The 23,770-nt window shown below is 34.9% G+C and carries 24 protein-coding genes and 1 riboswitch; of the genes, 4 read left to right on the top strand and 20 right to left on the bottom strand.

Annotated features, from left to right (window positions below):
* Positions 1–21: 21 nt before the first annotated feature.
* The 7 genes from aroE to BCR23_RS13175 all read right to left on the bottom strand — a co-directional run bounded on the left by aroE (position 22) and on the right by BCR23_RS13175 (position 5,640).
* On the bottom strand, positions 22–891 hold the full coding sequence (gene aroE, locus BCR23_RS13205) for a shikimate dehydrogenase (RefSeq protein ID WP_069635959.1): 870 nt from the start codon (positions 889–891) through the stop codon (positions 22–24).
* 435 nt (positions 892–1,326) lie between these two features.
* The gene (locus BCR23_RS13200; RefSeq protein WP_069635958.1) at positions 1,327–2,307 is read right to left on the bottom strand and encodes an NAD(P)H-quinone oxidoreductase; all 981 of its coding nucleotides are present in this window, start codon (positions 2,305–2,307) and stop codon (positions 1,327–1,329) included.
* 84 nt (positions 2,308–2,391) lie between these two features.
* Complete coding sequence (locus BCR23_RS13195; protein WP_069635957.1) at positions 2,392–2,844, bottom strand: hypothetical protein; 453 nt, start codon at positions 2,842–2,844, stop codon at positions 2,392–2,394.
* Positions 2,845–2,926: 82 nt separating this feature from the next.
* Positions 2,927–3,307: a thioesterase family protein gene (locus BCR23_RS13190; RefSeq protein ID WP_240482563.1), complete on the bottom strand. Its 381-nt coding sequence runs from the start codon at positions 3,305–3,307 to the stop codon at positions 2,927–2,929.
* Positions 3,304–4,515 (bottom strand): CCA tRNA nucleotidyltransferase, encoded by a 1,212-nt coding sequence (locus BCR23_RS13185; protein ID WP_069635955.1) that lies wholly within the window; start codon positions 4,513–4,515, stop codon positions 3,304–3,306. The genes BCR23_RS13190 and BCR23_RS13185 overlap by 4 nt, the downstream gene beginning before the upstream one ends.
* Complete coding sequence (gene dapB, locus BCR23_RS13180; protein WP_069635954.1) at positions 4,512–5,300, bottom strand: 4-hydroxy-tetrahydrodipicolinate reductase; 789 nt, start codon at positions 5,298–5,300, stop codon at positions 4,512–4,514. Before dapB ends, BCR23_RS13185 begins: the two co-directional genes overlap by 4 nt.
* Positions 5,293–5,640 carry a nucleotide pyrophosphohydrolase gene (locus BCR23_RS13175; RefSeq protein ID WP_069635953.1) on the bottom strand — a complete coding sequence of 116 codons (348 nt, stop codon included), beginning with the start codon at positions 5,638–5,640 and terminating at the stop codon, positions 5,293–5,295. The genes dapB and BCR23_RS13175 overlap by 8 nt, the downstream gene beginning before the upstream one ends.
* 114 nt (positions 5,641–5,754) lie before the next feature.
* Here BCR23_RS13175 and BCR23_RS13170 point away from each other — a divergent pair, with 114 nt between their 5' ends.
* Positions 5,755–6,645: a YitT family protein gene (locus BCR23_RS13170; RefSeq protein ID WP_069635952.1), complete on the top strand. Its 891-nt coding sequence runs from the start codon at positions 5,755–5,757 to the stop codon at positions 6,643–6,645.
* A gap of 96 nt (positions 6,646–6,741) precedes the next feature.
* Here BCR23_RS13170 and BCR23_RS13165 read toward each other — a convergent pair whose 3' ends face one another.
* The 5 genes from BCR23_RS13165 to der all read right to left on the bottom strand — a co-directional run bounded on the left by BCR23_RS13165 (position 6,742) and on the right by der (position 12,138).
* On the bottom strand, positions 6,742–7,281 hold the full coding sequence (locus tag BCR23_RS13165; protein ID WP_069635951.1) for a ReoY family proteolytic degradation factor: 540 nt from the start codon (positions 7,279–7,281) through the stop codon (positions 6,742–6,744).
* A gap of 8 nt (positions 7,282–7,289) precedes the next feature.
* Complete coding sequence (locus tag BCR23_RS13160; RefSeq protein WP_069635950.1) at positions 7,290–8,549, bottom strand: tetratricopeptide repeat protein; 1,260 nt, start codon at positions 8,547–8,549, stop codon at positions 7,290–7,292.
* Positions 8,550–8,552: 3 nt separating this feature from the next.
* A complete protein-coding gene (locus BCR23_RS13155) occupies positions 8,553–9,599 on the bottom strand; it encodes a hypothetical protein (protein ID WP_069635949.1) in 1,047 nt (348 codons plus the stop codon).
* A 705-nt stretch (positions 9,600–10,304) separates the two neighbouring features.
* Positions 10,305–10,580 (bottom strand): HU family DNA-binding protein, encoded by a 276-nt coding sequence (locus BCR23_RS13150; RefSeq protein WP_010761417.1) that lies wholly within the window; start codon positions 10,578–10,580, stop codon positions 10,305–10,307.
* Positions 10,581–10,827: 247 nt separating this feature from the next.
* Positions 10,828–12,138, bottom strand: a complete 1,311-nt coding sequence (der, locus tag BCR23_RS13145) for a ribosome biogenesis GTPase Der (RefSeq protein ID WP_069635948.1) — start codon at positions 12,136–12,138, stop codon at positions 10,828–10,830.
* 238 nt (positions 12,139–12,376) lie between these two features.
* Between der and BCR23_RS13140 the strand changes: the two genes are divergently transcribed.
* Complete coding sequence (locus BCR23_RS13140; RefSeq protein ID WP_069635947.1) at positions 12,377–13,297, top strand: magnesium transporter CorA family protein; 921 nt, start codon at positions 12,377–12,379, stop codon at positions 13,295–13,297.
* Positions 13,298–13,386: 89 nt separating this feature from the next.
* Here BCR23_RS13140 and BCR23_RS13135 read toward each other — a convergent pair whose 3' ends face one another.
* Positions 13,387–14,727, bottom strand: a complete 1,341-nt coding sequence (locus BCR23_RS13135) for an acetaldehyde dehydrogenase (acetylating) (protein WP_069635946.1) — start codon at positions 14,725–14,727, stop codon at positions 13,387–13,389.
* A gap of 281 nt (positions 14,728–15,008) precedes the next feature.
* Between BCR23_RS13135 and BCR23_RS13130 the strand changes: the two genes are divergently transcribed.
* Positions 15,009–15,785, top strand: a complete 777-nt coding sequence (locus BCR23_RS13130; RefSeq protein WP_069635945.1) for a helix-turn-helix transcriptional regulator — start codon at positions 15,009–15,011, stop codon at positions 15,783–15,785.
* A 203-nt stretch (positions 15,786–15,988) separates the two neighbouring features.
* Here BCR23_RS13130 and rpsA read toward each other — a convergent pair whose 3' ends face one another.
* The 5 genes from rpsA to BCR23_RS13105 form a co-directional block, all read right to left on the bottom strand.
* On the bottom strand, positions 15,989–17,200 hold the full coding sequence (gene rpsA, locus BCR23_RS13125) for a 30S ribosomal protein S1 (RefSeq protein WP_069635944.1): 1,212 nt from the start codon (positions 17,198–17,200) through the stop codon (positions 15,989–15,991).
* A 214-nt stretch (positions 17,201–17,414) separates the two neighbouring features.
* Positions 17,415–18,083, bottom strand: coding sequence for a (d)CMP kinase (gene cmk / locus BCR23_RS13120; RefSeq protein WP_069635943.1), 669 nt, complete (start codon positions 18,081–18,083; stop codon positions 17,415–17,417).
* Between the two features lie 124 nt (positions 18,084–18,207).
* Complete coding sequence (locus tag BCR23_RS13115; protein ID WP_069635942.1) at positions 18,208–18,729, bottom strand: SAG1386/EF1546 family surface-associated protein; 522 nt, start codon at positions 18,727–18,729, stop codon at positions 18,208–18,210.
* A 79-nt stretch (positions 18,730–18,808) separates the two neighbouring features.
* Positions 18,809–20,251, bottom strand: coding sequence for a RecQ family ATP-dependent DNA helicase (locus tag BCR23_RS13110; RefSeq protein ID WP_069635941.1), 1,443 nt, complete (start codon positions 20,249–20,251; stop codon positions 18,809–18,811).
* A gap of 5 nt (positions 20,252–20,256) precedes the next feature.
* Positions 20,257–21,165 carry a helix-turn-helix domain-containing protein gene (locus BCR23_RS13105; RefSeq protein WP_240482562.1) on the bottom strand — a complete coding sequence of 303 codons (909 nt, stop codon included), beginning with the start codon at positions 21,163–21,165 and terminating at the stop codon, positions 20,257–20,259.
* 153 nt (positions 21,166–21,318) lie between these two features.
* Between BCR23_RS13105 and BCR23_RS13100 the strand changes: the two genes are divergently transcribed.
* Complete coding sequence (locus BCR23_RS13100; protein WP_069635939.1) at positions 21,319–21,531, top strand: ferredoxin; 213 nt, start codon at positions 21,319–21,321, stop codon at positions 21,529–21,531.
* A 79-nt stretch (positions 21,532–21,610) separates the two neighbouring features.
* Here the strand turns inward: BCR23_RS13100 and BCR23_RS13095 are convergent, their stop codons facing one another.
* Together BCR23_RS13095 and BCR23_RS13090 are read right to left on the bottom strand one after the other, a co-directional pair.
* Complete coding sequence (locus BCR23_RS13095; RefSeq protein WP_069635938.1) at positions 21,611–22,336, bottom strand: alpha/beta hydrolase; 726 nt, start codon at positions 22,334–22,336, stop codon at positions 21,611–21,613.
* A 137-nt stretch (positions 22,337–22,473) separates the two neighbouring features.
* On the bottom strand, positions 22,474–23,088 hold the full coding sequence (locus tag BCR23_RS13090) for an ECF transporter S component (RefSeq protein ID WP_069635937.1): 615 nt from the start codon (positions 23,086–23,088) through the stop codon (positions 22,474–22,476).
* Between the two features lie 391 nt (positions 23,089–23,479).
* A riboswitch (FMN riboswitch) is annotated at positions 23,480–23,604 on the bottom strand.
* Positions 23,605–23,770: the final 166 nt, after the last annotated feature.

The raw sequence follows: 23,770 nt of genomic DNA, 5'->3' as shown, positions 1-23,770 counted from the left end.
CTCTCCCTCGATAATTTCTAATTAGTTGTTTTCAATAATTGGTTTAACGATTTCTATCGGCATTTCTTTTCCTGTCCATTTTTCAAAAGCAGCAGCTCCTTGATACAACAACATACCTAGTCCGTTGTTTGTTTTGGCGCCTCGCAAACGAGCTTGCTTTAAAAATTCTGTTTCTCGCGGTGTATAAATCACATCACATACAGCCAAATCAGGACGTATTATTGAAAAATCTTGAATCGGTGTTTGTGTTTCTAGTGGTTTCATACCAACACCTGTTGCATTTAATAATAAGGCACTTCCAGCCACATCTTTCGCCAATTCATTCTGATCTGCTAAGTCATGCAGTGTGATAATGCAATCTGTATTATCAGATATATAAGCCAATTTTTTCTTGATATTATCATAAAAATCATCTTTTCGATTGTAGACAGTGATTTCTTTCACACCATCTAAAGCTGCTTGTACGATAATCGCTGTAGCTGCTCCACCAGCACCGATGATCGTCATTTTTTTTCCAATAATATTTACATCGATGTCTTCTAAACTTCTCATGAAACCTGTACCATCGGTATTATGACCAGTTAACTTGCCATTATCATTGGTAATCGTATTAACTGCTCCAATCAAGCGAGCAGCTTCACTCAACTCATCCATATGCTCCACAGCTAAAATTTTATTTGGCATTGATAGGTTTGCACCTAACATTTCCAAGTTTCTGATTGAATCAATGGCTTGTGACAGTCCTTGTGTCCCCACTTCAAAAGCAAGATATACTGCATCTATACCTAATGCCTGAAAAGCTGTATTGTGAATCATTGGTGAAACGCTGTGACGGATTGGTGTAGCAAATAATGCAGCTAACCTTGTATGACCTGTGATCTTATTTTCCATCTTAATTCCTCCTGAAATCTGATTTTTTTCAAACAAAAAAGGTATTCACGTAAATTTTAGAAAAATCTACAGTGAACACCTCACAAAAAATAGGTAATATAAAAGCCACTATAGATTTACTCATCTACGCGGCTGAAAGTCATCTCAAAATCCCCTAGCCATCATAGATACAAACTTGCTAGTCTGCATCCACAATGTTCATGAATACAAACTCATCTAAAATAGCTAAAGTAATAATTATTCAGTTGTATTTGGTTATGTTTCATGGTTGTCATTATGAATCACTCCGTAACTGATTATTTAAGAATTGTTATCAGTATATACCTAGGTATACGTGGTGTCAACCTATTTTTCTTAATATTATTTAAAATCCTTGTGCATATTATATATAAAGCTTTACGTACCAATGTTTTACATACTGATATTTTTGACTATTCAACGATTTATTTTTAAAATGATTTTCCCTTTATTTTTATTACTTTTCATAAGTTGGTGGGCTTGTTCAACCTCTTTCAGTAAAAAAATTGAATCTATGATTGGTTTTAAATGCCCCGTTTCAAACAACATCTTTGTTTTTTCTGAAAATTCTTTAGTTAATCTAGCTTTATACTCATCACTTCTAGGTGTGAGCAATGTTCCTTTAATGGTTATCCTTTTTTCTAATAGATTCATTAGATTCACATCTTTTACAAGCGCGCCACCAAGAATTCCAATTAATATCAACCGACCATCATAAGAAAGACTTGCTAAATTTTTGTCCCAATAAGATGCACCGACAAAGTCTAAAATAACATCTACACCTTTGCCTACTGTTTCTTGCTGAATTATCTCGCTAAAGTCTTTTTCATGATAATTAATAAGAACATCTGCTCCTAATGTATGACATAATTCGAGTTTCTCGGCACTGCTTGCTGTCACAAAAATTTTTGCTGAAGTGAGTTGTTTGACTAACTGAATTGCAGCTGTTCCTACACCACTAGCACCTGCATGTATCAGGACTGACTCTGTAGACTTTAGCTCCCCGAGCCAAAATAACGTCTGATATGCTGTCAAAAACACTTCTGGAATAGCTGCACCTTCTTCAAATGATAGTTTTTCAGATAGGGGCATTGCGTTGCCAAGATTCATCACAGCATACTCAGCGTAACCGCCACCATTAACAAGTCCCATTACACGACTTCCACATGGAAAGACTTTAGAATCACTTTCTATTACAATACCAGAAACTTCAACACCCAAAATTGTATTGCCTTTTGGTAATTTCCCGGTCTCTTTCGCTACTAGATCTGTCCGATTGATTGCGGCAGCTTCTACCTTTACTAATAATTGATTGGTCTTTCTTTTAGGTAACTCAAAATCATTATTCAGTTCTAAAATTGCTTGATTTTCAACGTATGACAGTTCTATTGCTTTCATTTTTAACACCTCTTTATAGATTGTTTTTGACGAAAAAACCGTAGAATTTCTAAAAAGAAATCTACGGTTAAAATAGGTTAGAAATTAGAATTCATCACCATATACATCGTCAACTGTTTGTTTAGGGTCAATTACGATATATAAGCTTTTTGTTTTTTCACTGACTTTAGTCGATTGATAGATGTTGTCTAATCCTTCGTCAGTTTTATCTTTGTATGGGAAGTAAACTAAATCCGGCGCACCAGTTTTGAATAAAATTTCCATACGTTCGATATCTTCATATTTTAAAGCACGGGCAAACATACCTAACTCAAGTCCGCCAAGATTGATATCATGCGTTTGTACATGATCGCCTTCTTGGAAAATTTCGATTTTAAACCCTTCACATGGATGAATTTCCATAAATTCGCTTCCATGAATGCGGCCAAAGCTGGTTGTGATTTGTTTAATCCATAAATCTCCGATGAAGCGACGACCAATCGTCCAAGTTTCACCATTTCTAAAATAAAATTTTAATCCAGTCATTTCTCTACTCATAATATAGGTCTCCTTATCTGAAATAATTTCTACAAAGTTAAGTTTAGCATAACTTTTGATCTAGGTCACACTATTCGCATTTTCACTTTGTAACTGCTAATTTACTCAAAAAAACATCTGTTAAGATAACAGCTCTTTGGTGAATACCTGTTGCTATGATCTTCTCATTATCGAAAACAGTAAAAGAAAAATTTATCTTAGAAGGTTCTTGAGATTCCACCTTTACTTTTACAATAATTTCAGCGCCAACTGTAGATGGTCTCAAATGTTTTGCTTCAATGATTGTACCTACACTCGATTCTTCTGGTGCTAACTCTTTATGCAGATATTCTTTCGCTGTATTTTCTACCATTGCAATCATAGCTGGTGTTGCTAATACATCTAAATCACCAGAGCCTATTTCTTTAGCTGTATCTTTTGAAGCAACTACAAACGATTTCGAAAACTCTTTCAAGGTTATCACTCCTTATTAATCATTTCCTTTGCAAATATAAGTATCATTTCTTTATCATTAACTAGTTTATCATTCACTACAGCCGATTCAATCATCTCAATCATCTCACCTAACCATTTACCAGGCTTTTTATCAAAATACGCCAATAAATCATTCCCAGTAACAGCAAGTTGTTTTCTATCATGAATGGCCAAACCTAGATAACAATCTCTTACCTCTTCAAGTTTACTCTTTTGTCCATAATAAAACAATAGTTTTTCTACAGATAACGCTGCATCTAAGCCTAAATCGAATAAATCCTGCGCTTGCCATTCTCCTGCTAAGCGTTTATTCAATCCGTAAATCCGTTGTTGTACAGCGTGAATCATTTGATTTGATAGCTTCCATTCTTTCAAAAAACCACGAACTTCACTTTCACTTAGTTGCATGGTTCTAAGCAATAATGTCCAAACTTCACTGTCTATTTCGATTTGTTGATTTGGGAGATCAGAAAAATTGAACAATGCTTCACCAAACGGTCTCAATCCCGGGCAATATTGGTAACACTCCGTCTCAATAAATGGCAACAATGCCGCTCGTCTATTTTTCCCCATCAAAAGTTTATTAAACTCAACAGCAATTCTCTCAACAGCAATTTTACCTAGTAGCGAGTGAAATTCTTGAATGGCAGATAAAGTATTTTCCTCAATCTTAAAGTCTAATTGGCTAGCAAAACGTAATCCTCTCATCATTCGTAAAGCATCTTCATGAAAACGTTCCTTAGGATTACCTACAGCTCGAATAATCTGTTGATCCAAGTCATTCATGCCTTCAAAGAGATCAATAATGTTCCCTTCAACATCCATTGCCAATGCATTGATAGTGAAATCCCGTCGTTTCAAGTCTTCTTTTAATGAACGAACAAACGTTACAGTATCAGGACGTCTAAAATCTTGATATGCTGATTCGGTTCTAAATGTAGTGATCTCATATTGCTCTTCACCATCTAAAACCAAAACAGTTCCATGTTCGATACCTACATCGATTGTTCTCGGAAAAATATGTTTGATTTCTTCTGGATAAGCACTAGTAGCAATATCAACATCATGAATCGGCTGCTTTAATAAGGCGTCCCGAACACTACCACCAACAAAATAAGCTTCAAATCCATGATCCTGAATCTCCTTAAGTACACTTGCTGCTTTGGTAAATTCATCGGGTATCGTATCTAATTTCATAATAGATTTTCCAACCCATAAACCAACTTATCCAAATGAACCACTTTCTTACATCCTAGAGCAACGCCTGTCATAAACGAACTCCGATCATAAGAATCGTGTCTGATGGTCAAACCTTCTCCCACGCCTCCAAATTGTACTTGTTGATGTGCGATCATACCTGGCAAACGAACACTATGAATCTTCATTCCCTCAAAATCAGCTCCACGTGCGCCATTCATCAATTCTTTTTCTTCTGGATGACCTTGACTTTTTTTCGTGCGAGCTTCACTCATCATTTCAGCTGTTTTAATCGCAGTTCCACTTGGTGCATCTAACTTATTGTCGTGATGCAATTCAATAATTTCAACATCTGGAAAATATTCAGCTGCTTTTTGAGCAAATTGCATCATCAAAACCGCTCCAACAGCAAAATTCGGTGCAATTAAACCACCAACTTTCAATGTTTCTGAGCGAGCTGTCAATTCAGACAATTGCTCCTCCGTTAAACCAGTGGTTCCTACAACAGGTGAGATTTTATGTTCAATAGCGAAACGTGTATTTTCATATGCCACTGCTGGTATTGTGAAATCAATCCAAACATCTGGCTGTACAGAAAGAACCTCTTCCTTTTTTTTAAAAATGGGAACATCAATCATGGGATATTCCGCTAATTCTTTAAGATTTGTTTTTTCTTCAAACGGATCCAATACACCTACTAATTCAAATCCTTCATGGTTTAAAACCATCTTGGTAGCAGTTGCGCCCATTTTCCCTTTAAAACCTGCAACTAGAATTTTAATCATTTGTCTGTCCGTCCTTTCTCTCAAAACGATATTTATCTCGTTGATTGAATTTTTCCATATTAGTTTGGAATGCTTCGGTTAGATCTATGTTCAGTGAATTCGCCATAATCATCGTAACAAATAACACATCGCCAAGTTCTTCAGAAACAGTTTTTGGTTTTTCTTCTGCCTTCTTAGGCTTTTCACCATAGTAATGGTTGATTTCTCTAGCCAATTCACCTACTTCTTCTGTTAATCGTGCCATCTGGCTTAATGGAGAAAAATAACCAGTTTTAAATTGCTGGATATACGCATCCACTTCTTGCTGCATGGAAATAAGCGATTGATTCTTGTCTTTCATTTTACCCCAACCTTTCTTATTAAACATCTTATCAAAAACTACGCCATCTGGAAAGGTTCTACTTGTTGTTTTATAGTGAGAATGATAAAGTGATACTGGATAAGGAGGTAAAAAATGGAAGAAAAGAAATTTTATGTAAAAGACGTTCTGTTGATTTTAGCTGGAACGTGTCTTTATGCATTTGGGTTAGTCACATTTAACATCGCCAATGACTTAGCTGAAGGCGGAGTAACCGGTATTACTTTGATTTTGCGTGCACTTTTTTATATTGATCCGGCTTACTCAACTTTGATTATCAATATTCCGCTGATTTTAATTGGCGGTAAAATCCTTGGGAAACACTCTTTTTACTATACAATTTTAGGAACTGTTTCACTATCAGTTTTTTTGTGGTTATGGCAACGCTGGCCAATCGAAGTTAACTTAGATCATGATTTACTGATTGCCTCTTTGCTCGCTGGTTTAGCTGCTGGGATAGGCAGTGGATTAGTCTATAGAGTAGGTGGAACAACTGGAGGGACGGATGTCGTTGCTCGTATTCTAGAAAAAAATTATGGTATCAGCATGGGACGCTCATTGCTGATTTTTGATATCTTAGTTTTAATACTTTCTTTGAGTTATATTGATGTCAAACGAATGATGTACACTTTGATTGTTTCATTTGTTTTCAGTCGAGTGGTGGACTCTGTTTTAGATGGTGCTTATGCCGCTAAAGGGATATTGGTCATTTCAGACCATACTGAAGACATTGGTAGAGTAATCATGGCTGTTTTGGAACGTGGTGTAACCTATTTAGATGGACAAGGCGGCTATTCTCAAGTGGATAAAAAGGTTCTCTATGTCGTTGTTAGCCCTAGTGAAATCATGGAAATCAAACGTATTGTTCATGAAATAGATGCAAAAGCCTTTATTTCTGTGATTAATGTTCATGAAGCTATTGGAGAAGGATTCACTTATGCTAGACCATCAAAAAAAATATTTAAAAAGAAAAATCAGCTTACTTAAAATAGTAATAGGTTTTTAAATAGAAACTGGCTAAAACAGACAACTATGTAACAGACTTGTCTATTTTAGCCAGTTTTTCTTTGATTAAAAGTACGATCAGATATTTTTTAAATGATTTAACTCATTGGTTAATTCCAAAAAAGCTTCGTGATTGTTATCTTCTAACGCCAAATCAATTTGACTATACAACAAATTCATTTTTGCTTGCTTTTCTTCATGAGCAAAGAAGTTATTAATATTTTCAACTACCTCTTCACTCACTTGCTCATTCCAACGAGCGTAAGGATTATCTTCTAAAATAGACAAATATTGGCTATTTTGCCAAGAGGAATCAAAAACACATTCCAAGTACAATGCCTCTTTCCAATTCATACGAATTTCATGAAAAATCTGATCTGTATCTGTAAATTCTTTCCCTGATAGAAATAATCTGATTGGTTCTCCTTCTACCTCTTTTGAAGTGACTTTTAACCCGCGAGTGGCTTTGTCGGCTTGCTCTATAAAATGAACATTATTTAAAATAGCTTCATGATTAATCAAATAATTTAAAATCCACAATACTTCTCTTTGACTAAATGAAATATTATTAACTAGCCAAATCAAAAATTCTTTCTTATCCGAGACATTGACAAACATCTTATCACCTATCTTTCTTCAATATCTTCCAACAATGATTGTGCTTCATTATCACCAGGTTCATGTTGAAGATAGTGTTGTAATAATTCTTTAGCCTTTTCTATTTTTCCTTCTTCACGAAGGAAAACTGCGTATTCTTTCAAAAATTCTGGTTCATGAGAAATTTCTTGGTAGGCTTGTTCATAATGAACTTTAGCCAAATCAAACTCTTCCAACTCATTGTATGCATGAGCTAAATTCCACTCGCCGTAAGGATGTCCTTGCTCTTCCATTTGTTTTACAACATCAATAACCTCATCAAATCGATTTTCGTTTAAATACAAATTACTTAACGTCAATCTAGTTTCGTCAGTCTTCTCACCAAGTTCTAGTGCCTGCTTTAATAACAATTCTGCTTGTTCTGTATCATGAAGGCGATAAGCATTCTCAGAAGCTAATTGATAAAGGTCTACTTGGAAAGGATTTTCTTTGATGCCCTCGGCTAACACGATCCGTGCTTCTTCCAATTGTTCTTCTTCTTGTAAAGCTTCCCCTAATGATAAATACATTGATTGATAATGAGGATTCAAGACTCTCAATTGTTGTAAAAGTGCGATGGCTTTTTGATTTTCATGTAACTGTAAATAAGTAAACGCCAATTGGAATAATCGATCATCCGTTTGCTCTTCTTCTAGCGCTTTTTCTAAAAATGGAATTGCCTCTTCAAAGTCCCCTGACATGCTGTAACAACTTCCTAAACGCTCATTGATAGATACATTAGAGATTTCATTCACTCCAACCTTAAGCAGTCCCTGATAGGATTCAACAGCTTCGTAAAATTGCCCATTAACGAAGTACAGTTCACCTAAAGCAAATATAATCAATGGCTCATCAGGCAATAATCCTTGCGCTTCTTTCAATTTCGCTTCACTCACTTCTGGAATGCCAATCACTTGATATAAATCAGCGGTTACTAGCAGGCTTTGAACATAGCTATCACTTTCTTTAGATACTTTCTCTAAAAAAACAAAAGCATCATCAATCTGATTATTTTCAATTGCGATTTCGGCTAAAGGAATATTCAATCCATCAACATCTGGAAAAATTGTCAATAAATGTTCAAAAACTGTTTGAGCTTCCTCCAAAAATCCAAGAGACAATAGTTCTTCACCTAGGTCAGCTAGCGTATCATCGTCGTCCTTTCTGATAGCTTCTGCTAACATCAATTGCGCCTGAGCCAACTCTTCTTCATGTAACGCTTGTAACATTTGTTCACTATATGTTGTCATTTTTTATCCTCTGATTTCTTTTAAAATAGTTTTATATTTTTCTATCGTTGCTAATAGATCTTCCGTTTTTGGCTTTTCCATCTGAGCTACTACTCCTACTTCGTTTAAAAGAGAAGCACTTCCACCGTGATCAACGCATTTTATAATTCCTTCCACATAATCACTGACTAAAATCTGTTCAGGAAAATCGACTGGAAAGCCTAAACGAATCAACCATATAATAAAGTTTTTATAATGAAAAGAAAAACGATTAACCTCTTGAGACCACAACAGCTGCAGTAAACAACCTAAAAATCGTTTCATATGGCTGGAAAGTAAATGACCATTCGGTGTTTGTAGAAAACCTTGTTCAAATAAATTGCCGAATTGATCAATCTCTTGCCCTTTTTTTTCATAATAATAAATCATTTCATCTAGCATGCCATTAAATGATTGCTGATTCAAGCGTGTTGCATCACTATAATTTTTAAAGAGCATTCGTAAAAAATCGTGGCTGCAAACCAATCCACATCTAATGAAAACAAGAAAATCAACTAGCTTTCCCTCTCCATGATCAGTAGTCAGTGTACGATCATAGATAATTTTTTTGGCTAGTACCGAAGTTTCTAAAACAGGATGGTTCATTAGCTCTATTTGCGCTTTTGGAATCAAGCTTTTACTAAGTGATTGAACTGATAGCGGCAATGACCAGCATTCAGAAGTCAATATGGATGTTTTGTGTAGGAAATTGGTCAGCTGAACAACGCCTTCATTTCCAACACCTAGAAAAAGGAATTCCTGTTGCTGTTCAAAATCAGCCAAAAAGGCCAATAGACTTTCTAATTCTTTTATATTGTTGCAATGAACATCATTCTTACAAATATACCAATCTATTTCCTTTTTGTCATCAAAAAGCTGAACCAATTTCTCAGAAAATAAATCATAGTAACGCTGGTTGGTAATCAAAAAAATGTGTTTTGAGCCAAGTGAGATCGATTTAAGTTGTGAAGCAAATGTTTCTCCATAAACGATCGTCGTACGTAACTGATTTTTTTCGTATACTATTTCCATCGATAACACCCCTCTTCCTTATTTTACCATTAGTTGTTGTAAAACCAAAAGAAGGATGTTTTTATTGAGACACACCATTTAAAATTAAATCTTCTTTGACTTTTCAACTAAAGACAATTGTTCTTTTATTTTTCTTAAAGAACAGACATTATTGATTCACTATTTCATTATATATATTCATATATTTCTATGTAAAAAATTCTTAATTGTTCGATATACTAAAATTGTTTCAAGAACCTACAGTTTTTAAGAACTATAGCGCACTTCTTAAAAAATTACAGATTCTTAGAAACAGAGTGATTCGGTCTGACTTGAATAGTTAGCAATTTCCAAAATTCATAGTAAGACTATACGTTTTTTTAACATAGCTAATTATTCATGATCTCTAGAGCCAATCTGAAAAGATTGGCTTCTTTCCGTTTTTAACCATTTAATTGCCCTATTAATTGAACTTGTGCTATACTCGTTGCAAATATAGGAGGTAAATCAAATGAAAAAAGTGTTCTATGCTGGCTTAATTGCAGCATTGGCTCTATCTGCTTCTGGCATGATTATGGGTATTGCTATGTCTGAATTATGTTGTAAAGATTAGTGATCATTCGTTAGCCTTTTCTACACTAATCTAGTTTTATCCTAGCTTATGTAATATTTCTATCCATAAACAAAGAAAGACCCCTTGAATAATCAAGGGGTCTAAGAACTGTCTTATTTAACAGCATCTTTCAACGCTTTACCTGGTTTGAACGCAGGTACTTTACTTGCAGCGATTTGAATTTCTTTACCAGTTTGTGGGTTACGTCCCTTACGAGCCGCACGTTCGCGAACTTCAAAGTTACCAAAACCGATTAATTGAACTTTTTCACCTTTAGCAAGAGATTCTTGGATTGTTGAAAATACAGCATCCACTGCTGCAGTTGCGTCTTTTTTAGTTAAACCAGTTGAAGATGCAACGTTTTCGATTAATTCTGCTTTATTTGCCATGGATTATTTCACCTCCTCCACAAGGGATAGGATATCTAAAAGATATCTAATTTACGTTTATTTTTGAGTGGTCCAAAAATGACGTACAAATATTGAATTGGATCAATATTCTGTTATCACGATATCATAGGAAGCTTGCAATAGCAAGGTTTTTGATGCGTTTTAACCAGTTTTTTCTAAAAATATCATTTTTTTTTATAACTCAATGAATTTGTTTGTACATTTGAAAAAAATGTGGTAAAATGCGCTATTTCCGTCTTCTTGGTATGATTTTGATTGGTGTTCCTTCGAAAGTAAAAGCCTTTCTAATCTGGTTTTCTAAGAATCTCGCATAAGAAAAATGCATTAATTCTTCTTCATTCACAAAAATAACAAAAGTCGGCGGTTTAATTGCCACCTGTGTAGCATAAAAAACTTTCAATCGTTTCCCTTTGTCTGTTGGCGTTGGATTGATTGCAATGGCATCCATCACAACATCGTTTAACAAAGCTGAAGGAATCCGCAGATTTTGATTCATGCTAACTAACTCAATTAATTCAGGTAGTTTATTTAAACGTTGTTTTGTTAGTGCTGAAACAAAAATAATTGGTGCGTAATCAAGGTATTGGAATTCATCACGAATCTCTTCTTCAAAGTCACGCATTGTATTCGTTTCTTTTTCAACAGTATCCCATTTATTAACAACAATGATAATACCGCGACCTGCTTCGTGAGCATAACCAGCTACTTTTTTATCTTGTTCACGGATACCTTCTTCCGCATTTAGCACCATTAAAACAATATCTGAGCGTTCAATTGCACGCATCGCACGCATGACACTATATTTTTCAGTGCTTTCATATACTTTCCCACGTTTACGCATACCTGCTGTATCGATCATTAAGAATTGTTGTCCATTTTCAGATTCAAAATGTGTATCGATCGCATCACGAGTGGTTCCCTCAATTTCAGAAACAATCACGCGCTCTTCGCCAAGAATTGCATTAATTAATGAAGATTTCCCCACGTTTGGACGACCAATCAAACTAAATTTGATTGTATCTTCATCTTCCTCTTCAATTTCAGTCGAGAAATGTTTGACTGCTTCATCAAGCACATCTCCAAGTCCTAGACCATGACTACCAGAAACAGGAAATGGATCGCCTAATCCTAAGGAATAGAACTCATAAATTTCGTTTCTCATTTCAGGGTTGTCGACTTTATTTACAGCTAAAATAACAGGTTTTTTGCTTCGGTATAAGATTCTTGCTACTAATTCATCCGCATCGGTTACCCCTTCACGTCCACTAGCAACGAAGATGATTACATCAGCTTCTTCAATAGCAATTTCTGCTTGATGCTTGATTTGATCCATAAACGGTTCGTCACCTAGATCTATCCCACCTGTATCGATTATACTAAATTCACGTCCCAACCACTCTCCTGTGGCATAAATACGGTCTCTGGTTACACCTGGTGTATCTTCTACAATTGAGATTCTTTCACCAGCGATACGGTTAAAAATCGTCGATTTCCCGACATTCGGGCGCCCGACAATTGCAATTGTTGGATTTGCCATTCAAATTACCTCCTTGACAAGTTTTCAATCTTTACTAGTTTACCTAATGCTTGTCTAAGATGCAAGAAAATGTTGTATATAGTTGAGGAACAATGTAAAAAATGAGAAAAAATATTATTTTATTGAAATTTCTTCTCTTTTTTCGACGATTCATCTAAAACTTTTTCTATTTAGTCGCTTTCATTGACGAACGATCTAACGTTAGATACGATTGGATTAATAAATGGAGGTGGTATTTTTGAGATTTTACCATATTAAATCAAAATATGACGCATCAGACTTACCTAAAGATGAGCGTTGCTTTATTATTTGTGATAGAGAAAACTTCACCCATGTGTACGAACAGTTTAATTTAATCAATCGAGAAGAAATGAATAAGACAATTGACTTGGTTCACTTTGAAAGTCATTTTGATTATGATGTGATTTCATTTTCTTTTTTTGAATGGGTACATGATGAATTAATTTTTGAAAAAGTTTATTTGTACTTTAGTAATAGTTACTTGATTTTCGTTTGTGATCAAAACGAGTCACTTTACCAGAAAATTGCTGCAGACACTCGATTGAATCAAGATAGACAACCGAACGGAATTGACACACTGACCTTTATTTACTATAAAACTCTTGACTATATCCTTTCAGAAATGTTTGTTTCTTTAGAAGGTTTCGAGAATTCACTTGCTAAAGAAGAAATGATATTGTTGGAATCTGATGGATATTATGATTTTGAGAAAATTATAACCATGAAAAATATTTCTTTTGAAGCTAAAAGACAACTACGTATGTTGACATATATTAGTGAACAGATCAACAGCAATGATAACGATTTAATTTCAGATGAAAATTTGAAATATTTTAAAAATATTTCAGCAAAAACCTATCGTCTGTATGAATTCGGAACAAGTTTAAACGATAAAACTGTTCATTTAATGGATCTTTATACAACTAATATGAGTGAAAAATCCAATAATTTTTTGAACAAACTAACTGTATTTTCAGCCTTTGCTACACCTATCACAGTCCTTTCAGGCATTTACGGAATGAACTTTGTTAATATTCCTGAACTTACTTTCAAATATGGTTACTTTATTTTATGGGCCTTATTTTTAGGAATTTCACTGATTATCTATCTACTACTTAAAAAATCGAAAATGCTTTAGCTAAAGCATCTTTCCCTTTCTTCTCAAGAAAAAAGGAGATCATCGTTGGAACTTAAAGCCCACGATGATCTCCTTTTTATATTAGATTATTACTCAATACCATACGCAATGCGTTTTACGTTCATTAAATGATGAGCAGTAACATTATCTGTTGTGCTACTTCCGCCCATTGCTCCGCAACCTAATGTCATTGATGGAGCTAGCTTTGTAGTTGCCCCAATCGCGCCTAGTGCTCCTAATGTATTAACTAGAATGCGTGAAGCTCTCATCTCCAAGCCGTACGTTTCAGCATTAGCATCCGTTGTCGTATGAATCACAGCGGTATGTCCAGTTCCTTCATTAGCAAGTAACGCTTTACATGTTTCTACTCCTTTTTCAAACGAGTCAACCGTAAAGAATCCTAAAATTGGTGTTAGTTTTTCCCTTGAATAAGGATTATGATGACCAATCTCTGTTTGTTCAGAAATCAAAATAGTCGTATCATCTGGTACTGAAATACCAACCAATTTCGCAACATCGACTGCACTTTTACCAACTATTTCTGGATTAAGCGTTCCAGTCTCTCTCAAAATATATTTACTAACTTTCGCTGATTCCTCTTCATTCATAAAATAAGCTTTTTTAGCTTTTAATTCTTCAATGACTGCATCTTTAATAGAAGCCTCTACAACCAAGGCTTGTTCAGATGCACAAATAATTCCGTTGTCGAATGTTTTACTACTGATTACACAATCAATCGCATGAGCAATATCTGCAGTTGCATCAATTAATACAGGAACATTTCCAGGTCCAACACCAATTGCTGGATTTCCAGAACTGTAAGCTGCCTCCACCATTGCTTTACCACCAGTTGCAAGAATTAAAGAAACATCTGTATGCTTCATCAATGCACTTGTTGCATCTAATGTTGGTTCTTTGATTACCTGAACTAAACCAGCAGGTGCTCCTGCTTCAACCGCTGCCTTCTCGATAATTTCTACAGCCATCAAAATAGAATTTAACGCTTTTGGATGTGGAGAAAAAACAATTGCATTTCTCGTTTTCAATGCAATCAAAGCTTTGAAAATAACTGTTGCAGTTGGATTTGTTGATGGAATCAGACCTGCAACGACACCTAAGGGAATCCCGATTTCAATGATTTTATCTTCTTTACGACGATTGATTACTCCGACAGTTGGCAAGTCTTTAATACTGTCATAGACTTGTTCACTAGCAAAAGTATTTTTGATTATTTTATCAGAAACTTTTCCAAAACCAGTTTCTTCGTTTGCTGCTATAGCTAATTTTTCCGCATTATCTAATGTTTTTTGATAGACATTTTTTACAACAGCATCTACTTGCTCTTGAGAAAAGGTTTCATACTCTACCTGTGCTTTCTTTGCTGTTTCAACTAGTGTGTCAATTTCTTTCACTTTGATTTCTTCAGTCATTTTGAACACTCCTTCAATTTTTTTACTTCAATCTTCACTCTGTTCTAGGCTCTTGTAGAGTTGGATTTTATTAAACGCTTACAACACTATTTTAATCTATTTTTTTCAATTTGTTAGGGAATATTTTAAGAATATTATGGACAAAATTTACCTTTTCGTGTATTTCTTTCACAAATTATTAGACTTGAAAGCTGAATATAATCAGGGTATTATAAAAGTAGTAAATAGATTTTCACAAACAAAAGTACACTTAATTCCATCAAAGAAAAGAGGGTTTACTTATGTGCCGATTATTGATTGTTAGTAACGATCCAAAAGAACAGCAAGCTCTTCAACAATCTATTAATGATTCATTTATGAATATAAAAGTTTTACCTCCAGCCAGAACAGAACAAGAAGCCTTAAACATCGCTGAAAAACTTCTTCCAGAAATTCTTTTGATAGCGATTGATCATCTTGACGTTGACGGTTTCATCGTAAAACGAAAAATAATACAGTATTTACCAAACATTAAAGTGATTATATTGACTGAACGCGATAATTTTCAAAGTATTCAACACGCATTGCGGTGCGGCGTTATCGACTATTTACTAACTCCAATTGATTTTAATGAGTTAAATTTTGCAATCGATCGTAGTGTGAAATCACTAAATCAAGTATCTTTGCTGGATGTTTTGAATAACAAACCAACCGCATTGGCTAAAGAACAGATCAACACTATCCTTGACTATATCCATGACCATTACAATGAAGAGATTAACTTAACAACTCTAGCAGACATCATGCATTTGAATCGTCATTATGTTAGCCGCTTTTTTAAAGATGCTGTGGGTATGAACTTTATTGATTATTTAACCACTTATCGAATAGAAAAAGCCAAACAATTACTAATGAAAACTGAAGAGTCTATTACCGAAATTTCGGGTACTGTAGGATATGTTGATTCTACTTATTTCAGCAAGCTATTTAAGAAAAAAGTTGGTCAGTCTCCTCACCAATTCCGTAAACAATATCAGGGAGCTTACATACCAGCAGATTTACGTGTAATCTATAATTAAACTGACGCATGACAAAAGAAAGCTTCAGCTTATTTCTGGAGCCTTCAATTCTAGCATACCTTCATTCCCTGACTTTTTCACAACATTTATTAGAATTTCCAGTGAGGTGGATAAAACTCTTTGAGTTTTATCCACCTCACTTTTTTTAATATTGAATACAAAAAAAGAACGAAGGTTTCCCTTCGTTCTCATTAATCTTATAATTATTCTGATTCAGAATCGTGACCTTTTAAAGCATCTCCTAAGATATCGCCCATAGTGAAACCAGTATTTTCTTCTGGCAACTCATATTCTTGAACATCTTTCGGTTCTTCTTGAGACTCTGGTTTTGCTTCTAAAGCTTTGATGCTCAATGCGATGCGGTGTTCATCTGGGTTTACTTCCAAAACTTTCACTTGAACTGCGTCACCTTCTTGTAATACTTCGTGAGGTGTTGCAATATGCTTATGGGAAATTTGGGAGATGTGAACTAACCCCTCTACACCAGGAAATACTTCTACAAATGCACCAAAACTAGTTAAACGTTTGACTGTTCCATCAAGTACAGAACCAACAGCAGCTTTGCTCTCGATATCTTCCCACGGTCCAGCTAATGTCTCTTTAATTGATAGAGAAACACGTTCTTCATCTGGCTTAATTGAAAGGATTTTCACTTTCACATCATCGCCAACAGCTAAGACATCACTTGGTTTGCCTACATGCTGATGTGCAATCTCAGAAACGTGTACCAACCCATCAATACCGCCTAAATCAATAAACGCTCCAAAATCAGTTAAACGAGCAACTTTGCCCTCAACGATATCCCCTTCATGCAGAGTAGTTAAGATATCTTTTTTCTTAGAATTCTTCTCAGCTTCAACGACTGCTTTATGAGATAGAATTAAACGATTTTCTGAAGGCTCAATTTCAATAATTTTAAATGTTAAAGTTTTACCTTTATACTCTGAAAAATCGTCAACAAAATGGTCTTCTACCATCGATGCTGGCACAAATCCACGTACGCCGACATCAACAACCAAACCACCTTTTACAACATTTGTAACAGGGGCTTCGATGACTTTACCTGATTGGAAATCTTGTTCGATTTCTTCCCAAACTTTTTTAGCGTCTAAACGACGTTTAGAAAGTAAATAACTACCATTTTCTTTGTCTTTACCAATTGAAGTGATTACAACCAAGTCTAAGATGTCTCCAACTTTTACTAACTCGTTGATATCTTCTACTTGTATAGTGGACAATTCTTTAGAAGGTACCACACCTTCAACGCCCGCACCTTCAATACCAACAACCACTTGTTTGTCCTCAACAGCAAGCACTTCACCTTTAACGATGTCGCCGACACTTACTTCTTGGACACTGTTCATTGCATCTTCCATTGTTTCATTGCTAATTTCCACTTTTTTGTCTTCTGTCATGAATACTTATCCTCCTATGCCACCAAAAAATTCGTAAAAAACTGACCTACTCACTTAATAGTACGGGATTTCACCAAAAAAATAAAGCGATTTCTATCATTTTCTTTTTTTTCTTCGAAACATGCAGGGAATTTCTTTCTTAAAGCTAAAAAAAGCATAATCTCAAAACATTCAAACTTTTTTTAATAACTACATAAATAAAGAGAATGAACGTTTAATTTTTTGTCTCAATGACATGTTTTATTGCTGTAACAACCTCTTCTATATTCATACCAGTCGTGTCAATTTTCACTGCATCTTCAGCTTGTTTCAATGGTGATACTTCTCGAGTTGAATCAAGATAATCTCGGTGTTCAATTTCTTTTTTCAACGTATCAAAATCAGTGGTGATTCCTTTTTCCTGATTTTCCTTAAAACGTCTTTCAGCTCGCTCCTCAACACTGGCAACCAGAAAGATTTTAACTTCCGCATTCGGCAACACAGCTGTCCCAATATCTCGACCGTCCATAACCACTCCGCCTGCATGTCCAATCATCTGTTGTAGACCAACCATCTTCTCCCGAACTTCTCTATGTTTAGCTACAATCGAAACAGAATTGGTCACATCAGGTTGTCTAATGTCTTCTGTTACTTCTGTATTATCTATAAAAACAAGTTGTTCTTTTTCTGTCTGCTTAAAGGAAATTTTGTGATTCAAGCATAGTTCAACTAAGCCATTTTCATCTTCAAAATCAATATTTTTTTTGATTGCTAAATATGTTAAGGCTCGATACATTGCTCCTGTATCACAATAGATATAATTTAATTGTTTGGCCAAAATTTTAGCGACTGTACTTTTTCCGGACGATGCCGGACCATCGATTGCAATACTAATCTTTTTCATAACGAACTCCTTTGTTTAATACATAGTAAAAGAGTCTGGTACAAAACAAAGATTGTTTTGTTTCAGACCCTTAAAAGCAAACTGTGAGATTAGGTACACCTCATCTCATCGTTTGCTTATTTTTTTATTTAACACGTAATGATTGTCCTGGTTGTAAAACAGAATTCAGATTTAAACCATTTAATTGTAATAATTCATCTGTCGTAATGCCATTTCTCGCAGCAACTTGATTCGGCCCTTCCCCAGCAAGTACTTCTGTGTAAGCTGGTGTTTCTTGCCCTGGCTGACTTGTTGGTGTTGTTTCTTGTGGCGCACTACTTTCACTGTTCGCCGCACTAGATGAAGACGCTTCACTTGACGCACTAGATGATGATTGTGCCGTTGATGATTGAACAACAACAGATGATGAAGGTTGAGTCGCTTCTTTATTATCTGATTTATCTCTCATCACATAAAGATATGTCCCTACAGGTAACGCAATGATCATTAGTAATAAGATAACTAAAATCGTCAGAAAAACCGTATTTCCTTTTTTTTGTTGACGTTTTTCTGAGCGGGAACCTCCAGAATTCTTGTCTGTATCATAGATTGACTGCTCCCAAGGCTCACGTGCTCCTGATGGTTTTTTCTTATCTTGTTTACTCACGTATCGTTCCTCCTAAAATTCTATCGTCTGTTATTATACCACAGCTTTTTGCCAACTGCAGTCTAAATAAAGATTATTTTCATTCTTTAAATAATCTTATTAAAATGTCCTCCCATTGTTGAGATTTTTCATTTTCTTCTGGTGATTGTACTATCTGCTCTTTGTAATTGTCAAAAGATAAGCCACATTGGTCACAACAATTTTCCTGTTTTGTTTCGTTAATTTTTTCTGAAAAATACTGTTGAATAAGCTCTCGCCGGCACTTCTCTTCATTAATATAGTTTAACATACTGTTTAACTGTTGTTGACGTTCTTTCTCTTTTCTTAATAATCTTTTCTCTAACTCTTCAATCGTATATTCTTTTTTTAAAAAACCTTGAAGCCATTTTTGCTGAATTTCATTTAATGCAGGAAGTGTATCTTCTTGCGTTTCTGTTAGGTACACACCTGGTGCATGTAAGAGTTCCCTATCCAGTCGACTTTCTTCCTGAAAATAATAGTGAATGTATTCGTCTCCTTTTTGATACAATAAAATCGCTACACTAGGTTGACCATCACGACCGGCTCTACCGATTTCTTGGACATAATTTTCCAAACTATCAGGACAATCATAATGAATAACAAATCGGATATCCGGCTTATCAATCCCCATACCAAAAGCGTTAGTCGCACATAAAACATCCAATTGATTTGACACAAACTGCTGTTGTAATAAACTTCGGTCATTGGGTGACAGGCCCCCATGATAAAACGCGGTCTTTAAATTAGTTTGTTCTTTAATAGTTTGGCTTAGGATCTCAGCTTTCTTCCTTGTTGCACAATAAATAATCCCTTTGCTTTTTAATTGATTCAAATAAAAAATTAGTTTCTCATTTTTTTCTGTTGTGTGGTTGACGATTAAACCAATATTCGGTCGATTGACAGAAAAAACTACTTCAGAAACTTGGTCACAATGAGTGAATACTTGTTTAAGTATTTCTTTTTTTACTGTTTTAGTTGCAGTTGCAGTCAAAGCCAAGGTTAAGGGATACCCGCACTCTTCTTGGATTTGATCTAGTTTGGTGTATTCAGGTCTGAAATCTACACCCCATTGGGAGACACAATGGGCTTCATCTACAACAAACAAAGCAATCATTAATTGTGCGATCTTTTGTCTGACTTCTTTTTGCATTAAGGTTTCTGGACTAACCAAGATAAATTTATAATCATTTAAATGATTCAATACATATTGCTTTTCTAGAAATGATAGACTACTATTTAACGCAATTACACGAGATTCGCCTTTTTTTTGAAGTTGAATCACCTGATCTTCCATTAATGATAACAACGGAGATACAATAATCACGGTTCCTTCAACTAGTTGTCCAATAAATTGGTAACATAAAGACTTTCCTGTGCCTGTAGGCAAAACAGCCAATGTATCCTTCTTTGTTAACAGTAATTCAATGACTTCTTTTTGCCCAGGCTTAAACGTGTTAAATCCGAATTTATCATATAGTACTTGTTCTAAATATATAGACATCTTCCCTATTCTCTTTCTTCTCTAAGTTTTTGAATTTGGTACAATCGAAACTCAAAGTAATCAAGTTCTGGATTATTTTGTTTCAATGAACGATAAACCCATTCTTGATAAGGACCCGAGTAATTATTTAAATAGTGGCATGTATTGTTCGATATAAAACGTTCAAATGGAAATTCACTAGTTAGCGCTAGTTCCATAAAATGATCTTGTACAGTACTTTTTTTCATTCTTCTTTCCTTAGCCACATCCTCGATTGACAGATCTCTGTTCAAATAATATCTTGTTTCATTCATACTTTTATTTTCATTTTGTTTAAGCAGCGGCATAATAAACTTTTTCAAAAAACTATCCTCTGACATCTTAGAAATGGTCTGAAGCAAATGGTGCAACCGTTCTTTTTTTAAAAGAAATTTTTCAAATGCTGTACGCTTTGTATCCATCAGTTGAAAAGAAGCTTTGCCAATTTGCTGATATCCTGAGAATTGTTTCGCAAAAAAATCAGCTTCTTCTTTAGGCAAACACAAAAAAATCTGTGTCCATTCTTGTTTGACTGTCTGAATCAACTGATTTTTCGGCATTGATTTAATATACATTTTTAGTTGTTTCTGGTACAACGGCGACTGTTCAAGCGGAATATACTGTTTGTCTGCATAGGATAAATGAGAGATAACTTGTACCGTAAACTGTAATAATCTCCAGATGGTTTCATCTGTTTTACCAAAACGATAATTATCAAGCCAAATAAAATAGTTCTCATGCTGAAGTAGTATTTCCTTACCTTGAGCCGTTATTTTGGCTTCTCCTCCATCATCTAATACCAAGAATTGACGCTGAACTAATTCAGTTATGTTCTTATTAAATTGAGTTTCAGACAATTCTGGGATTAAATGGAAAAAGCGTAAATTCTCATACAAAAAACCATACAGTAGGACGGAACTTGTCCGCTTTCCTTTTAAAAGATGATACAAAGTTGAGGTCCGTGCCTTGTATCCATGTTGAAATAAAGCTAAAATAAAGAGAGAGTCCATGTTTTCACCTCTTTGAATGATAGAATAGGATGTGTACATATGTTATGTAAAATAATACCTGAAAAATGTATTGCTTGTGGTCTGTGCCAAGTATATGCCCCAAATATTTTCGATTATAATGACGATGGAATCGTTATTTTAAAAAATGATCACGAGGCTCTGCAAGAATTTGTTCATGAAAGCGAAACAACCAATGCGATAACAGCGTACCGCAAATGCCCTGTTCGTGCAATAGAGATTATAGAAAATTAAAAAAAATCAGGTGCTTATCTCAACAATAGTAGGAGAAGACGATACTTCTGTTAATCTATCGTCTTCTCCTACTATTGTTTTATTTGATTGTATTTAACCAATCGATCAGCTTTTTTGCTACTTCTTCTTGTTGTTCTTCATTACTTATCAAAAAAGGTTTGTCTCCTTTTTGTTCCCCGTAGCTTCCAAAACCAGCGTGGTTTCCACCTTTTATTTTCTGGTAAAGTGTTTGTCTAGGTAAAAAATTTTTTGCTTGATTATAGGCTCGCCAATTTAAAACGCCATCTTCTGATCCCGTCAGTGAAAGAACTTGTCCTTCAAATTGAGAAAGACTGCCTTTTTTATCTGGGTAACTCGCTAGGAAAAAAACACCTTTTAACATAGGTTGGTTCTTTTCTTCAGAAGCAAAGCGACTAGCCATAACTCCACCTAAAGAATGACCACCGATCACGTAGTTTTTTAAGTGTTTAGATTGGATGATTTGCTTCGCTGCATTTTGTCTTAATACTGCCAGGTTCAATGGTTCTTTAATCAGGTACACAGAAAATCCAGCTTTTGCAACTTTTTGTGCCCAGATACTATAGCTAGCATTTTCAACTAAAGCTCCTTGATAAAAAATAATTGCTGGTTTGTTCCGATCTCCTTCAAAAATCAAGGTTCCACTTTCATCAACTGCTTTTTTTGATACTTCCAAAGCTTCTGTCGTTGGTGTGTAAGTGATTGTTTTTATATAGAACAGTCCTACTACAAGTAATATTGCAAGTATTCCTGTCATCCAAAGTAGTCGCTTCTGCCATTTCTTCATTTTTTCCCCTCCTCATCTTTTCTATTCTACCAGAAATAATCAAGTAAATAGAAATTTTTGGTTTATTCATAAAATAAGCGTGAAACAAAACTAAAAGATAGTCTGTTTCACGCTTTTAAACATCTATATCAATAAATTTATTTCATTATTGGTTTTTGTTTTCCTAACTGATGTTGCTTCCTTGATAGCCATGGTAAAAGTTTGGCGTGAAGAACTAAAAATACCGCACTCACAATTATCCCTTTGATTAAGTTAAATGGAAAAATACCGATCGTCACATATTTCGTTAATGACATTCCTAAAAACTGCCCAGCAGATACGCCGAATAATTTTAAGTATATCGGTGTAATCACGAAGTAATTTGCTACTGTCATAAAAACAGTTAGAGCAGTAATTCCTGTAGAAATTCCCAGAATTTTATTTGAAAGCTTATTGCTTCCTTTTTTAAAAAAGTAATACATTGGTAAAGTAAACATCATTGTTGCAAAAAAGCTAGCTACATCCCCTACTAAATTTTGTGGTGATGCGCCGGTTGTGAATAGATGCAACACTGATCTTATGAATGCTGTGCTAATACCTGCCAGCGGACCAAATAAGAACATGCTGATCATAACCGGAATATCACTGAAATCAACTTTCAAGAAGCTGAGCGCAGGGATCGGCATGATCGGAAAAGCTAAATACTGTAAAACCACAGCTATTGCTGCTAACATTGCTACACTTACCATTTTTTGTACCTTGTTGTTTCGCATATGAAATCCTCCTGTTAAGGACCCATCTTCAAACGAACTTTTCTAAATTGTTTTTCCAGTAATTTCTCCTGATTTGCTGCGAGAGGTTTTCATTAGTCGAACAACTAATGAAATGCCATTAACTATGCAATACCCTATACTCACCATTTTATTGATAACTATTCTGCAGTAGGTCGTAGTAATAGTTATTTTTTAATCAAGCACAGTGCTTCACTACGATAGTAACTTCACCAAGTACTGTTCAACATCTGTTCTATCCTTCACTTCTGTTTTAGCTCTTAGAAATTGATACGATCGAAATGAGGTATAATGTTTCACAGCAAAAACTCTATTTTCCAGCAGGGAAAATAGAGTAGAGTTATCTTATCTGAAAAAAGCCAATTCAAATAAGCCCTATCTTCTTTATCCAGACTTTACTGTCGGTATTGGAATTTCACCAATTCAGCCACCTCAAATGAAGTAGGTCGTGGACTATAACCACCGGTCGGGAATTGCACCCTGCCCCTGAAGACGAACCTTTATTAAATTTTGTTCATACTTATTATACAATGTTATTCTAAAAAAGCAATAGTTACGCTTTTCACATTTTAATTTTATAAAAAATAAGATGAGATACAGTCTGAGCTACCAAAAAAAGTTAGAACAAAAATCTAACTTTTCGGGTCACTCCATATATCATCTT

Source organism: Enterococcus quebecensis, assembly GCF_001730365.1.
Classification (GTDB): domain Bacteria; phylum Bacillota; class Bacilli; order Lactobacillales; family Enterococcaceae; genus Enterococcus_L; species Enterococcus_L quebecensis.
The sequence above is the reverse complement of the archived record's forward strand: the minus strand, read 5'-3'. Positions and strand labels throughout refer to the sequence as shown.

Bases quoted from the DNA above. Each gene is read 5' to 3' on its own strand.
- aroE (WP_069635959.1), bottom strand. From the start codon at position 891: ATGGAAAATAAGATCACAGGTCATACAAGGTTAGCTGCATTATTTGCT.
- BCR23_RS13200 (WP_069635958.1), bottom strand. From the start codon at position 2,307: ATGAAAGCAATAGAACTGTCATACGTTGAAAATCAAGCAATTTTAGAA.
- BCR23_RS13195 (WP_069635957.1), bottom strand. From the start codon at position 2,844: ATGAGTAGAGAAATGACTGGATTAAAATTTTATTTTAGAAATGGTGAA.
- BCR23_RS13185 (WP_069635955.1), bottom strand. From the start codon at position 4,515: ATGAAATTAGATACGATACCCGATGAATTTACCAAAGCAGCAAGTGTA.
- dapB (WP_069635954.1), bottom strand. From the start codon at position 5,300: ATGATTAAAATTCTAGTTGCAGGTTTTAAAGGGAAAATGGGCGCAACT.
- BCR23_RS13175 (WP_069635953.1), bottom strand. From the start codon at position 5,640: ATGAAAGACAAGAATCAATCGCTTATTTCCATGCAGCAAGAAGTGGAT.
- BCR23_RS13170 (WP_069635952.1), top strand. From the start codon at position 5,755: ATGGAAGAAAAGAAATTTTATGTAAAAGACGTTCTGTTGATTTTAGCT.
- BCR23_RS13165 (WP_069635951.1), bottom strand. From the start codon at position 7,281: ATGTTTGTCAATGTCTCGGATAAGAAAGAATTTTTGATTTGGCTAGTT.
- BCR23_RS13160 (WP_069635950.1), bottom strand. From the start codon at position 8,549: ATGACAACATATAGTGAACAAATGTTACAAGCGTTACATGAAGAAGAG.
- BCR23_RS13155 (WP_069635949.1), bottom strand. From the start codon at position 9,599: ATGGAAATAGTATACGAAAAAAATCAGTTACGTACGACGATCGTTTAT.
- BCR23_RS13150 (WP_010761417.1), bottom strand. From the start codon at position 10,580: ATGGCAAATAAAGCAGAATTAATCGAAAACGTTGCATCTTCAACTGGT.
- der (WP_069635948.1), bottom strand. From the start codon at position 12,138: ATGGCAAATCCAACAATTGCAATTGTCGGGCGCCCGAATGTCGGGAAA.
- BCR23_RS13135 (WP_069635946.1), bottom strand. From the start codon at position 14,727: ATGACTGAAGAAATCAAAGTGAAAGAAATTGACACACTAGTTGAAACA.
- BCR23_RS13130 (WP_069635945.1), top strand. From the start codon at position 15,009: ATGTGCCGATTATTGATTGTTAGTAACGATCCAAAAGAACAGCAAGCT.
- rpsA (WP_069635944.1), bottom strand. From the start codon at position 17,200: ATGACAGAAGACAAAAAAGTGGAAATTAGCAATGAAACAATGGAAGAT.
- cmk (WP_069635943.1), bottom strand. From the start codon at position 18,083: ATGAAAAAGATTAGTATTGCAATCGATGGTCCGGCATCGTCCGGAAAA.
- BCR23_RS13110 (WP_069635941.1), bottom strand. From the start codon at position 20,251: ATGTCTATATATTTAGAACAAGTACTATATGATAAATTCGGATTTAAC.
- BCR23_RS13100 (WP_069635939.1), top strand. From the start codon at position 21,319: ATGTTATGTAAAATAATACCTGAAAAATGTATTGCTTGTGGTCTGTGC.
- BCR23_RS13095 (WP_069635938.1), bottom strand. From the start codon at position 22,336: ATGAAGAAATGGCAGAAGCGACTACTTTGGATGACAGGAATACTTGCA.
- BCR23_RS13090 (WP_069635937.1), bottom strand. From the start codon at position 23,088: ATGCGAAACAACAAGGTACAAAAAATGGTAAGTGTAGCAATGTTAGCA.